This is a genomic window from Pantoea sp. JV6, assembly GCF_025910055.1.
Classification (GTDB): Bacteria; Pseudomonadota; Gammaproteobacteria; order Enterobacterales; family Enterobacteriaceae; genus Pantoea; species Pantoea agglomerans.
On the sequence record NZ_JAPCIM010000013.1, the window covers coordinates 218,282 to 230,298 of the forward strand.

11 protein-coding genes are annotated in these 12,017 nt (G+C 57.4%); 6 read left to right on the top strand and 5 right to left on the bottom strand.

What is annotated here, in order from left to right:
* Positions 1-6: 6 nt before the first annotated feature.
* A complete protein-coding gene (gene rbsK, locus OK412_RS15030) occupies positions 7-924 on the bottom strand; it encodes a ribokinase (RefSeq protein ID WP_264353299.1) in 918 nt (305 codons plus the stop codon).
* 392 nt (positions 925-1,316) lie between these two features.
* Here rbsK and deoR point away from each other — a divergent pair, with 392 nt between their 5' ends.
* The 4 genes from deoR (at position 1,317) to OK412_RS15050 (ending at position 4,784) form a co-directional block, all read left to right on the top strand.
* Complete coding sequence (gene deoR, locus OK412_RS15035) at positions 1,317-2,081, top strand: DNA-binding transcriptional repressor DeoR (protein ID WP_010253621.1); 765 nt, start codon at positions 1,317-1,319, stop codon at positions 2,079-2,081.
* A 191-nt stretch (positions 2,082-2,272) separates the two neighbouring features.
* Positions 2,273-3,940: an energy-dependent translational throttle protein EttA gene (gene ettA, locus OK412_RS15040; RefSeq protein ID WP_031593292.1), complete on the top strand. Its 1,668-nt coding sequence runs from the start codon at positions 2,273-2,275 to the stop codon at positions 3,938-3,940.
* Between the two features lie 64 nt (positions 3,941-4,004).
* Positions 4,005-4,169 (top strand): YhfG family protein, encoded by a 165-nt coding sequence (locus OK412_RS15045; RefSeq protein ID WP_109652447.1) that lies wholly within the window; start codon positions 4,005-4,007, stop codon positions 4,167-4,169.
* 12 nt (positions 4,170-4,181) lie between these two features.
* The gene (locus tag OK412_RS15050; protein WP_158149574.1) at positions 4,182-4,784 is read left to right on the top strand and encodes a putative adenosine monophosphate-protein transferase Fic; all 603 of its coding nucleotides are present in this window, start codon (positions 4,182-4,184) and stop codon (positions 4,782-4,784) included.
* On the opposite strand, the gene OK412_RS15055 is transcribed toward OK412_RS15050, so the two are convergent.
* Positions 4,765-5,661 carry a LysR family transcriptional regulator gene (locus tag OK412_RS15055; RefSeq protein ID WP_264353300.1) on the bottom strand — a complete coding sequence of 299 codons (897 nt, stop codon included), beginning with the start codon at positions 5,659-5,661 and terminating at the stop codon, positions 4,765-4,767. The two genes, OK412_RS15050 and OK412_RS15055, sit on opposite strands and share 20 nt — an antisense overlap.
* A gap of 204 nt (positions 5,662-5,865) precedes the next feature.
* Between OK412_RS15055 and OK412_RS15060 the strand changes: the two genes are divergently transcribed.
* Positions 5,866-6,867: a zinc-binding alcohol dehydrogenase family protein gene (locus tag OK412_RS15060; protein ID WP_033756486.1), complete on the top strand. Its 1,002-nt coding sequence runs from the start codon at positions 5,866-5,868 to the stop codon at positions 6,865-6,867.
* Positions 6,868-6,912: 45 nt separating this feature from the next.
* On the opposite strand, the gene nadR is transcribed toward OK412_RS15060, so the two are convergent.
* The 3 genes from nadR to serB all read right to left on the bottom strand — a co-directional run bounded on the left by nadR (position 6,913) and on the right by serB (position 10,603).
* Positions 6,913-8,154 carry a multifunctional transcriptional regulator/nicotinamide-nucleotide adenylyltransferase/ribosylnicotinamide kinase NadR gene (gene nadR, locus OK412_RS15065; protein WP_010253612.1) on the bottom strand — a complete coding sequence of 414 codons (1,242 nt, stop codon included), beginning with the start codon at positions 8,152-8,154 and terminating at the stop codon, positions 6,913-6,915.
* Positions 8,155-8,229: 75 nt separating this feature from the next.
* Positions 8,230-9,612: a DNA repair protein RadA gene (gene radA, locus OK412_RS15070; protein ID WP_010253610.1), complete on the bottom strand. Its 1,383-nt coding sequence runs from the start codon at positions 9,610-9,612 to the stop codon at positions 8,230-8,232.
* A gap of 13 nt (positions 9,613-9,625) precedes the next feature.
* A complete protein-coding gene (serB, locus tag OK412_RS15075; RefSeq protein ID WP_033770935.1) occupies positions 9,626-10,603 on the bottom strand; it encodes a phosphoserine phosphatase in 978 nt (325 codons plus the stop codon).
* A 107-nt stretch (positions 10,604-10,710) separates the two neighbouring features.
* Between serB and OK412_RS15080 the strand changes: the two genes are divergently transcribed.
* Entirely contained in the window at positions 10,711-11,361 is a 651-nt protein-coding gene (locus tag OK412_RS15080; RefSeq protein WP_010253606.1) for a YtjB family periplasmic protein, read from the top strand.
* Positions 11,362-12,017 lie beyond the last annotated feature (656 nt).

Below are 12,017 nucleotides of genomic sequence, written 5' to 3' on the forward strand. Positions count from 1 at the left end.
AGACCCTCAGTTACGGTTGAGAAAGCGCTGGAAACTCTCTGCGTCGGGATAGGCGCGCTGGGTGCCGCGCCCGGTGACGCTGCAGGCGGCATAGGCAGACGCCTGGGTCATGGCGGCGGCCACATCGCCGGTTTCCACCAGCAGATACGCAAAGCAGCCGATAAAGGCATCGCCCGCGCCGCTGGTGTCGACCGCCTGAACCGGTGTGGCATCCACGCGATGGATCTCGTCGCCGCTCATCCAGACCGATCCCCGGCTGCCCAGGGTGATGATCAGATTTTTAAGGCCGCGCTTCAGCAGCGACTGTCCGGCGAGGATCACCTCTTTATCGCTGCTGACCGGCAGACCGGTGAGGATCTCCAGCTCGGTTTCATTGGGCATAAAGAAGTCGCATTTGCAGGCGTAATCAATATCAAGCGTGGCGACGGCCGGAGCCGGATTAAGGATCACTGTGATCTGATGCTGGCGGGCAAAATCGATGGCGTAATAGACCGTCTCCAGTGGGATCTCCAGCTGCAGGATGATCAGCTGGCAGGCTTTCAGCGCCTCTGCCGCGTCGTCGATATCGGCCGGTTTCAGCTGCTGGTTAGCACCTTTGATAATCAGAATGCGGTTCTGCGACTGGTCATCGACAAAAATCGGTGCCACGCCGCTGGAGGTGCCCGGTGCGGTGGTGACGAAGCGCGTGTCCACGCCCTGCTGCTGAAGATTTGCAACGGTGTTCGGAGCAAAGAGATCGTCACCGACCTTGCTGACCATCATCACGTTGCCGCCCATTTTTGCCGCCGCGACCGCCTGGTTGGCCCCTTTACCGCCGCAGCCAATGGCAAAGTCGGGCGCTTCAAGGGTTTCGCCCGCTTTCGGCAGGCTGTTGGTATAGGTAATCAGATCGACCATGTTTGAGCCGATGACCGCAATTGTCATGACCTTTTCTCCCGGATGTTTTTTAAACTTAAAATGTTATTAAAGTAACAATAACAATTCTTAAAGGTTAAATATGTGACAAAAACCACATCCTGAGGCGGTGAGAATAGGCAACTTACGCCATAAAATGGGATTTTCAGTGTTATTATTATAACAAGCTAACATCACTGAACGCGCTGTATGAAAGCCACAACCGCCTGTGGTGACGTGCCGATATCACCACGCGCTGACAGCACGGCGGAGGTTTGCGGCCCTCACGGAATGCGGGTAAGATTGACTGCCAGCCTGGCGGATGAGACGCAACTCATTCAAATCTGTGAGGTTTGTAGCGTATTGACGTCGATCCCGGCGTCTTTCTTCCGCACTGCAGGATAGGGAACAGAGAGATGACCATGGAAACCCGGCGCGACGAACGCATTCACAAGCTGACGCAGGCGCTGAAACGCACCGACAAACTGCATCTGAAAGATGCGGCCCAGCTGCTCGGCGTCTCAGAGATGACCGTTCGCCGCGATTTAACCGAGCCGGGCTCCAGCGTGGTCCTGCTGGGCGGCTATATCGTCAGCGATCCGAAAAGTCATGCCAGCCACTATTTTGTCAGCGATCAGCATGGCCAGAATGCCGCCAGAAAGCAGCGACTGGCACAGGCGGCCGCCAGCCTGATCAACGAGAACGATACGGTCTTTTTTGACTGCGGCACCACCCTGCCCTACATCGTGGATGCGATTCCCGACACCCTGTCGTTTACTGCCATCTGCTGCGCCATGAATACTTTTCTGACCCTGAAAGAGAAACCGGCCTGTAACGTGATTCTCAGCGGCGGTGAATTTCATGCCGACAACGCCCTGTTTACGCCGATTGGCGTGCATACCATCCTTGACGATCTCTGCCCGACGCTGGCCTTTATCTCTGCGGCGGGCATCGACAAAGATCAGGGCGCGACCTGCTACAACACCAATGAGCTGATGATGAAGCATCACGCCATGCTGCGTGCCCGAAAGTCGGTGCTGGTGGCTGACAGCAGTAAATATGGCAAGGTGCTGCCTGCCCGCATCGCCGAACTGCAGCGCTTTGATCTGCTGGTGAGTGACAGCGCGCCCGATCAGGCATTGCAAAACTGGCTGGCCCAGCAGGCGATCCCGCTGCGCCTGCCCTGACGCCTCTTTCTGACATCCTCTCCTGACTCTGTCAGCGATTGAGTGTGGAAATCAGTCAGTTATGCCTGGCAATGCCCGGCATCGGCTCCGCCACGCTAATATTCGCCGCCCCCCGGCTGGGATTAAACGGTGAAAAAGGCTAAACTTCGACATCATTCAAACGACCAACAGACCCAGAGGCTCAAACCAACGTGGCTCAATTCGTCTATAGCATGCATCGCGTCGGCAAAGTGGTTCCGCCGAAGCGACATATCCTGAAAAACATCTCGCTCAGCTTCTTCCCTGGCGCAAAAATTGGCGTACTCGGCCTGAACGGCGCGGGTAAATCTACCCTGCTGCGCATCATGGCCGGCATCGATAAAGATATCGAAGGGGAAGCGCGTCCGCAGCCAGGCCTCAAGATTGGCTACCTGCCGCAGGAACCGCAGCTTAACCTTGAACACACCGTGCGTGAGTCGGTAGAAGAAGCGCTGTCAGAAGTCGTTGGCGCACTGAAGCGTCTCGACGAAGTCTATGCGCTCTATGCTGAAGAAGATGCAGACTTCGACAAACTGGCCGCGGAACAGGGCCGTCTGGAAGAGATCATCCAGGCTCACGATGGTCACAACCTGAATACCCAGCTGGAACGTGCTGCCGATGCGCTGCGCCTGCCTGACTGGGACGCGAAAATTGCCACCCTTTCCGGTGGTGAACGTCGTCGCGTCGCCCTCTGCCGCCTGCTGCTGGAAAAACCAGACATGCTGCTGCTGGACGAACCAACGAACCACCTGGACGCCGAATCTGTCGCCTGGCTGGAGCGCTTCCTGCACGACTTCGAAGGCACCGTCGTCGCGATTACGCATGACCGTTACTTCCTGGATAACGTTGCAGGCTGGATTCTGGAACTTGACCGCGGTGAAGGGATTCCGTGGGAAGGTAACTACTCCTCCTGGCTGGAGCAGAAAGATGCGCGTCTGGCGCAGGAAGCCTCCTCTGAAGCCGCTCGTCGCAAGTCGATTGAGAAAGAGCTGGAGTGGGTGCGCAAAGGGCCAAAAGGCCAGCAGTCTAAAGGCAAAGCCCGTCTGGCACGCTTTGAAGAGCTGAACAACACCGACTACCAGAAACGTAACGAAACCAACGAACTGTTCATTCCGCCAGGTGCCCGTCTGGGTGACAAAGTGCTGGAAGTCAGCAATCTGCGTAAGTCTTATGGCGACCGTGTGCTGATTGACGATCTCTCGTTCTCGGTACCGAAAGGTGCGATTGTCGGGATTATCGGTCCGAACGGCGCGGGTAAATCAACGCTGTTCCGCATGATGTCTGGTCAGGAACAACCTGATTCCGGCGAGATTGTACTGGGTGAAACCGTGAAACTGGCCTCTGTGGATCAGTTCCGCGACAGCATGGATAACGCCAAAACCGTGTGGGAAGAGGTTTCCGGCGGTCAGGACATCATGCGCATCGGTAACACCGAGATGCCAAGCCGCGCCTATGTCGGCCGCTTTAACTTTAAAGGCGTCGATCAGGGCAAACGCGTAGGCGAACTGTCGGGTGGTGAGCGTGGTCGTCTGCACCTCGCGAAGCTGCTGCAGGTTGGCGGCAACATGCTGCTGCTCGATGAGCCAACCAACGACCTGGACATTGAAACCCTGCGCGCGCTGGAAAACGCCCTGCTGGAGTTCCCGGGTTGTGCCATGGTGATCTCGCATGACCGCTGGTTCCTGGACCGTATCGCCACACACATTCTGGATTATCAGGATGAGGGCAACATCGAATTCTTCGAAGGTAACTTTACCGAATATGAAGAGTACAAGAAGCGTACTCTCGGCGCCGAAGCGCTGGAGCCGAAGCGCATCAAGTACAAGCGTATGACGAAGTAACGATGTCAGGGGGAGGCTCAGGCCTCCTCCTGCTTCACCAGTGACGTTTTAAGGGCTGAACGCAATGAAGAAAAAAGCTGAGCGGCCAGTGGCTAAAAAAGCTGAAGCGATTTATGAAGCCACTAAAGTCGCAAACTTTGCCGCAAGTTCCCTGCTGGAGGGGATACGTATTTCAGCAGATGCTGAATTATCGACCCTGGAACAGGTTCGACGCCGCTATAAGCAGTAACAGGAAGCCAACGTGAATCGTTATCTTGTCTGGCGAGATCACTACTGTTATCCCGATTCCGATGTGCTGATCAATCGCTATGATATCCGCGAACAAACCCTGCTGGATCAGGCTGAGCGTGCTGTTACCGCGCTGACCATTCACACCATTAAGCTCTCTCATCCTCCTTTTACCCTTCAGTCACTGTGTCACATTCATTACTGCCTGTTTAACGAGCTTTATAGCTGGGCGGGGCAGATACGCGATATCTCTATCAGCAAAGGAGAGACCCGCTTTTGCCAGCCCGCTTTTATTCTGCGTGAAGCGGAGAAATTATTTGCAAAACTGGCGTGCGAAAGATGGCTTGAGCAGACTGACCATGAAGCTTTTTGTCATCAGGTTGCCTGGTATTACTGCGAGTTCAATATCTTGCATCCCTTTCGGGAAGGAAACGGTCGGGCATTACGCATTCTGTTCGAGCATATCATTCTTCACGCAGGCTATCAGGTGAGCTGGGAAGGCGTGAGCCCCAGCGACTGGTTAGCGGCAAATATCGCAGGTTACCAGAGTGGCCCGGAAAAAATGGCGGCACTCTTCCTGCGCCACATTGTACCGGTCAGCGATAAAACTCCCTGAACACCGGTGACTGCAGCGCGAACTCAATAAACCGCGCCAGCGCAGGTGAATTCAGTTTACGGCCCGGATAGACCAGCCAGAGCTCATTCCCCTCGATTTCCCATTCCGGCAATACCGGCACCAGCCGGGGATCCGCCATCGCCCCGTCGGTCAGAAAGTGCGGCAGCAGCGTAATGCCCGCATCGCCCAGCGCAGATTCGCGCGCATAGAGCAAATTGTCCGTGAGATGGCCTGGCGGCAGCAGCCAGCGATAGAATTCGTCATCGCGCTGCAACACCCATTCATTCCAGGCACGATGCGCTATACAGCGGTGGGCAGACAGCTGCTGTGGATGAACCAGCGGCGGATGCTGATCAAGATAGCGCTGTGAAGCGACCAGCAGTCGCGGGCAGTTGCCTATACGGCGGCCAATCAGCGAGGACTCCTGCGGCTGACCGGTGCGCAGCGCCACATCAAAGCCCTCCTGCACCAGATCACGCATCTCATCGGAGATCGCGACATCCAGCGTCACATCGGGATAGAGACGTAAAAACGCCGCGTTACAGCGCGCCAGCAGCGTGGCACCAATCCCCGCCGGGCTGGTGATGCGCAGACGCCCGCTGGGGTTTTCGCGCAGGCTGGCGATCGCCTGATCGGCGCGTTCACTGGCCTGCATCATCTCCTGACAATGCAGCAGATAGCGCTCACCGGCAAAGGTCAGATTGAGCTGGCGGGTGGTGCGGTTCAGCAGACGAATCCCCAGCCGCTGCTCCAGCTGGCTGATGCGCTGACTGACGCTCGATTTTGGCAGCCCTGCGCGTTCTGCCGCGCCGGTAAAGCTACCGCACTCCGCCACCAGCGCAAACAGTGCCATATCCTGCCACTGACGAAACGCCATTGTTCACCTCAGACGAACACTCTATGAAAGATTGTCCATCTTATCACTGCTAAAATCAGGTTCTACACTTAAAGCCTGTTCCGAATCATCAGCCAGTCTGCCACAGACAGCGTGGCACAGCCCCTGCGGAGTGTGAGCACTCTTCAGGGCCAGAATGGCAACCACCAGATCCAGGCTTCCAGCCTGACTAAACAGGAAAAATTTATGTCTATTCGCGCTATCGCAATTAATCCGGAAAGTCCTGAAAACTTCACTGAAATTTTCCCTGACACCCCAGCGCCAGGGGAGTATGACCTGCGGGTCGAAGTCAAAGCCGCGTCGGTCAACCCGGTCGATACCAAGGTTCACAAAGGGGCGAAGAAGAACGGATTAGAGCAGCCACGCATCCTCGGCTGGGATGCCAGCGGTGTGGTGCTGGAAGTGGGCAGCAAAGTCAGCAACTTTAAGCCAGGCGATAAAGTTTTTTATGCGGGTGACCTGACCCGTCCTGGCAGTAACAGCACCGAGCAGCTGGTTGACTCACGCATTACCGGTCACAAGCCAGAGAGCCTGGACTGGGCGCAGTCGGCCGCGATCCCGCTGACGGCCCTGACCGCCTGGGAAGGACTGTTTGAGCGACTGAACCTGGAGTCAGCAACGGAAGATCAGACGCTGCTGATCGTGGGCGGCGCAGGCGGCGTCGGATCGCTGGCGATCCCGCTGGCAAAACTGCGCAGCAAGGTGAAGATCATTGCCACCGCTTCGCGTGAAGATTCCGCGCAGTGGTGCCGCGATCGCGGCGCCGATCTGGTGATCAACTACAAAGATATGATTGGAGAGCTGGAAAAACAGGGCATTAAACAGGTCGATTATATCTTCTGCCTGAATGATACCGACGGTCACTGGGAAACCATGGCAAAGCTGATCGCCCCGCAGGGCCATATCTGCACCATCGTGGAAAACGAACATCCGCTGTCGATGGATCAGCTGAAGCTGAAGAGTGCTGCCCTGCATTTCGAGCTGATGTACACCCGCAGCATGTTTAACACGCCGGATATGGCGCGTCAGGGCGAGATTCTGGATGCCGTCTCGGCGTTGCTGGATGAAGGTAAGCTGCAAACCACACTGAGCGAGACGCTGCACGGCTTAAGCGTTGAGACCTTAACTGCTGCCCATCAGCGCGTGCTGGAAGGCCACATGCGCGGCAAAGTAGTGATGGTGTATTAATGCGCTGACCCGGCTGCCGTGCGGCAGACCGGGTTACAGCATGCGTTACGGCTGGGCGTTTTTCTCGCCCAGCATCGCTTTCACCAGTTCAATGCAGCGCAGGAACCGGGTGTCATAATCATCTTCCTGCACGTGCAAGAATTCGATGTTGTTTTCCCGCAGCATCGTCACCAGCATCGACTGAAACTCCCGTCGATCCACGGAACTGCCCAGGCTGCGCAAGCCATCGGCAACCCACGGCACGTTGTTCTCCAGCAGGATCACCAGATCAAAGCGATATTCATCGATCAGTGCCTGCACAAATGGATGTTCACGCCCTTCATACTTCAGACAAAACGCCTGCGTGGTCACAAAGTCGGTGTCGATAAACGCCACTTTATTGGCGTATTTAACCGCGAAATCGATGTACTGCGCCTGGCCCAGCGCGATCTTGTCGTAATCTGAATATTGCAGCGCCATTTCATCACCGCCCAGGTGGGAGAAGACATAGTCGCGGCCATATTCCCAGGCACTGGTGGTATTGAAGATGTTGGCGAGTTTATTCACCAGCGTCGATTTACCGCTCGACTCACCGCCAAGGATCGCCACGGTGCGCACAAAGAAAGGTTTCACTTCGGTCGGGATATAATCCCAGAAGCGGAACGGATCCTGACGGATCTGCGCGCCGCTGATGCTCATAAAGGATCGGCTGGGATCGACCAGTACGGTCTGAATGCCAAGATGCTGTTGATACATCTCCGCATCGGGCGCTTCGCTGGTGTAGATGCAATCCGGCGCAATACCATGCTCGCTGAGAAACGCGCTGACGCCCTTACTCCAGACATCCCAGCCGTGCGGATAGGGCTCAATCCCCTCCTCATCAAAGGCGTGAATGCGGATATTTTTCTGATACTTAAAGGTCTGCAACAGCCAGCGCAGGCGATCGCTGACCGTGGGCTGTTGTGACATCGCGCTGTTCTCAAACAGTTCGCGGTCACGTGGCTCGTCGTAGCCCATAATGATATGCAGCTCATCGACCTGGCTACAGGCGCGCTGAATCAGATAGATATGGCCGGTGTGCAGCGGATAGAATTTACCAAACACCACGCCGACCGTTTTATCGCGGCGCGGAAACTCCAGACCCAGAAAACGGTGCAGCGCCTCCAGCTTTTGCGCGCTGGGGCTTTTGATTTTGGCATTGAGCAACTGGCTCAGATAGCCTTTGGTCATGCCGCTGGCATCAGCGACCTGTTGCAGCGTGTGGCCCTGCTGGCGAATGGCCGTTTTCAGATAATCAAACGACGACATGTCGTGCCTCCTGCATCAATGCGGTTAAGGTGGGAGCGGCCTGCCAGCGGCTTTTCGCTGGCGGCCGCAGGCGCGTTACAGATCGTCCAGAATCGCCAGCGCATCGGCCAGCTTCTTCGCGCTGAAAACCTGCATCCCGGCAATCGGTTTTTTCGGTGCATTCCCTGCCGGCACAATGGCGCGTTTGAAGCCATGCTTCGCCGCTTCAGCGATGCGCTCCTGACCGCTGGGCACCGGACGGATTTCGCCCGCCAGCCCCACTTCGCCGAAGATCACCAGATCCTGCGGCAACGGACGATCGCGCAGGCTCGACACCATCGACAGCATCAGCGCCAGGTCAGCACTGGTTTCAGTGACTTTGACGCCGCCGACCACGTTAACGAACACATCCTGATCGGCCATCTGCAATCCGCCGTGCCGGTGCAGCACCGCCAGCAGAATCGCCAGACGGTTCTGCTCCAGACCCACTGCCACGCGGCGTGGATTGCCCATCATCGAGTGATCGACCAGCGCCTGAATCTCCACCAGCAGCGGTCGCGTTCCCTCCCACAGCACCATCACCGAACTGCCCGAGGTGATCTCTTCGCCGCGCGACAGGAAAATAGCTGACGGGTTGCTGACTTCACGCATGCCCTGCTCGGTCATGGCAAACACACCCAGTTCATTAACCGCGCCGAAGCGGTTTTTATGACTGCGCAGGGTGCGGAAGCGGGAATCGGCATCGCCATCCAGCAGCACCGAACAGTCGATACAGTGTTCCAGCACTTTCGGTCCGGCCAGGGAGCCATCTTTGGTGACGTGACCGACCATGATGATCGCCACGCCGCGCGTCTTGGCGAAGCGCGTCAGGTAAGCGGCGGTTTCACGCACCTGGGCGACACTGCCCGGCGATGACTGGATCTCCGCCATGTGCATCACCTGGATCGAGTCGATCACCATCAGTTGCGGCTGCTCCTGTTCGGCGATCAGGCAGATCTGCTCAATGCTGGTTTCCGACAGCATATTCACATTTTCGGTGGGTAATCCCAGACGATGGGCGCGCATCGCCACCTGCTGCAGTGACTCTTCACCGGTGACATACAGGGTTTTCATCCCCTCTGACAACCGGCACATCACCTGCAGCAGCAGCGTGGATTTGCCTGCGCCGGGGCTGCCGCCAATCAGAATGGCGCTGCCCGGCACCACCCCGCCGCCCAGCACCCGGTCAAACTCTTTGAAGCTGGTCGAGAAGCGCGGTAACGCCTCCAGGCTGATTTCAGAGAGCTTCTGCACCCGGCTGGTTCCGGCGCTGCCGGCATAGCCACTCAGGCGCTCGTTACGCGCAGCCGCGGGCGAGGCGGCAATGCGCACCTCGGTGATGGTGTTCCAGGCGTGACAGGCGCTGCACTGCCCCTGCCAGCGTGGGTAATCTGCGCCACATTCGTTACAGACAAATGCGCGTTTTGCCGCTTTGGCCAAATCAATACCTCAGTTAACGCTCTTCGTGGATCAGGCTGCCGGTGAGGATGCAGAACACCCCCATTAAATCGGCATGGCGAATGGTGACCGCAGTCTGCTCATTCACCTTAGGTTTAGCATGGAACGCAATGCCCAGTGCTGAGGCTTTGATCATCAGCAGGTCATTGGCACCATCGCCGATCGCCACCGTCTGTTCCGGCGCGATGTCAAAACGCTGCGCCAGCTTCTTCAGGGTATCGGCTTTGTATTGTGCATCGACAATTGGTCCCAGCACGTTGCCGGTCAGTTTGCCGTCGCGAATTTCGAGCTCATTAGCGACCACCGCCGACAGATGCAGCTTGTCGCGCAGGTATTCGGCGTAGTAGGTAAAGCCGCCAGACGCGATGGCAACCTGCCAGCCCAGCGCCTGCAGCTTCTGAGTCAGGGTGGTTAAGCCTGGCATCAGCGGCAGGGCATCACGCACCTGTTTCAGAATATTGGCGTCCGCGCCCTGCAGCGTGGCCACGCGCTGACGCAGGCTGGCGGTGAAGTCGAGTTCGCCGCGCATCGCGCGTTCCGTGACTTCCGCCACCTGCTCGCCACAGCCCGCCAGTTTTGCAATCTCATCGATGCACTCGATCTGAATCGCGGTGGAGTCCATATCCATCACCAGCAGGCCTGGCGTTTTGAGATGCGGGATTTTGCCCAGCGGCGCAACATCCAGGCCAGCGTCGTGCGCCAGCTTGCTGGCAAACGGCGTCAGCGATCCCGCCAGGCGAATCACCTGATACTCATCGACGTTCCAGGCGCTGACGATCACCATGGCGGCACCCAGCTGGTGCTGGTAATCGGTCAGCCGCTGCTTATCCAGCCCGCGGCCATACAGCAGCCAGCCGGTACGGCCAGCGCGATAATCCAGCGGCATCACTTCATCACCGCTAAGAGAAAGGGGCAAACCCGGCCAGAGGGAGACATCGGCGGGAAGATCGCACCAGGTTAAACGATTTGGCATCAGAGCTCCTGTAGGGACAACAAAACCACGCAAGAGGCTACCTTGTCTGCGCCGCTTCTGGCAACATAATCTCCAGGCTTTCTGTTGTGATATGACCCGGATGATTAATGGCTAAAACCGCACTGAAATTTCGCTTACATCGTACCGTGATCGTTCTCATCTCGATGGCGCTGCTGGTCGTGCTGATGCAGGGCGCATCCTGGTTCAGCCTCGGCCATCAGGCGGCGCGTTCTGAACAGGTCGAGGAGCTGGCGCATACGCTGACCAGCCAGGTGGCGTTCAGCCTTAAGCCGTTGATGGACAACAGTGAAAATAACCGGACTCAGATAGAAGCCATTCTTAATCAGATGACGGCTAACAGCCGTATTCTGGATGCATCGGTCTATGACGGCGACGGCAGCCTGGTGGCGCACAGTGGTGAAAACATCAATGTCCGCGATCGGCTGGCGCTCGACGGCCAGCGCGCGGGCAGCTATTTCAACCATCAGATTGTGCAGCCGCTGGCCGGAAACGAGGGTCCGCTGGGCTTTTTGCGCGTGACGCTGGATACCCACGTACTTGTCACCGACTCGCATCAGGTCGATAACACCACCAATATTCTGCGTCTGATGATGCTGCTGGCGCTGGCAATTGGCATTATTCTCTCACGCACCCTGCTGCGCCACCGCCGCACCCGCTGGCAGCAGTCGCCGTTCCTGCTCACCGCCAGCACCCCGGTGAAAGAGGATCGGGATGAGGACGACGAGAAGAAAGAGTAACGCTCCGGCTGCGGTAAAGATAAAACAAGAAAGGCCCGCACAACGGTAATGCTGGTCAGTTAAGATTAGATTTGTAAAGGCTGTCACGGTCAGACGTGGCAGCTTTTTTTATGGGCGAGCGAGCCTCAGTGCGGGCCAGCGCACCTCTGCTGCTGCCGGGCCGTCCTCGCGCCGCTCACGCGGTACCTTCGGCTTTGACGTCTTGCCGACGAACCGTTCGGGGATCGGCCCTCCCTGGCCGGCCCCGAACTGTCCACGCTTCCCGGCGTGGACTTCTGGCCCGCCGTCACGCCTCAGCGCTGCGGATAGCCCTTTCAGCAGCAGAGGCGCTCAGGCCTCCACTCTCGTGCCCTTTTTAACAATACACACTGAAGTTTCAGAGCAGGCCGGGGCCGGGCAGGGGCAGGCAATCCGCAGCGCTGAACAGAATGAGTCTGCCAGGAGAGCCCGCAGGACGCGGGCGAAAGGCGGGGCGGCACAGGATGTGCCATCCCCGGCGGTCCGTCAGGCAGAGGAATGAAGTGAAGGAACCGCGCAGCGGCGCGAGGACCGCCAGCCCCTGCCCGGCACCAGACTGCGTTATCACCTGTCGCTTAACTGACCAGCATTACCGCTGTGCGGGCCTTTTTTATGGGAAAGATGCTGATTTGCGAGGC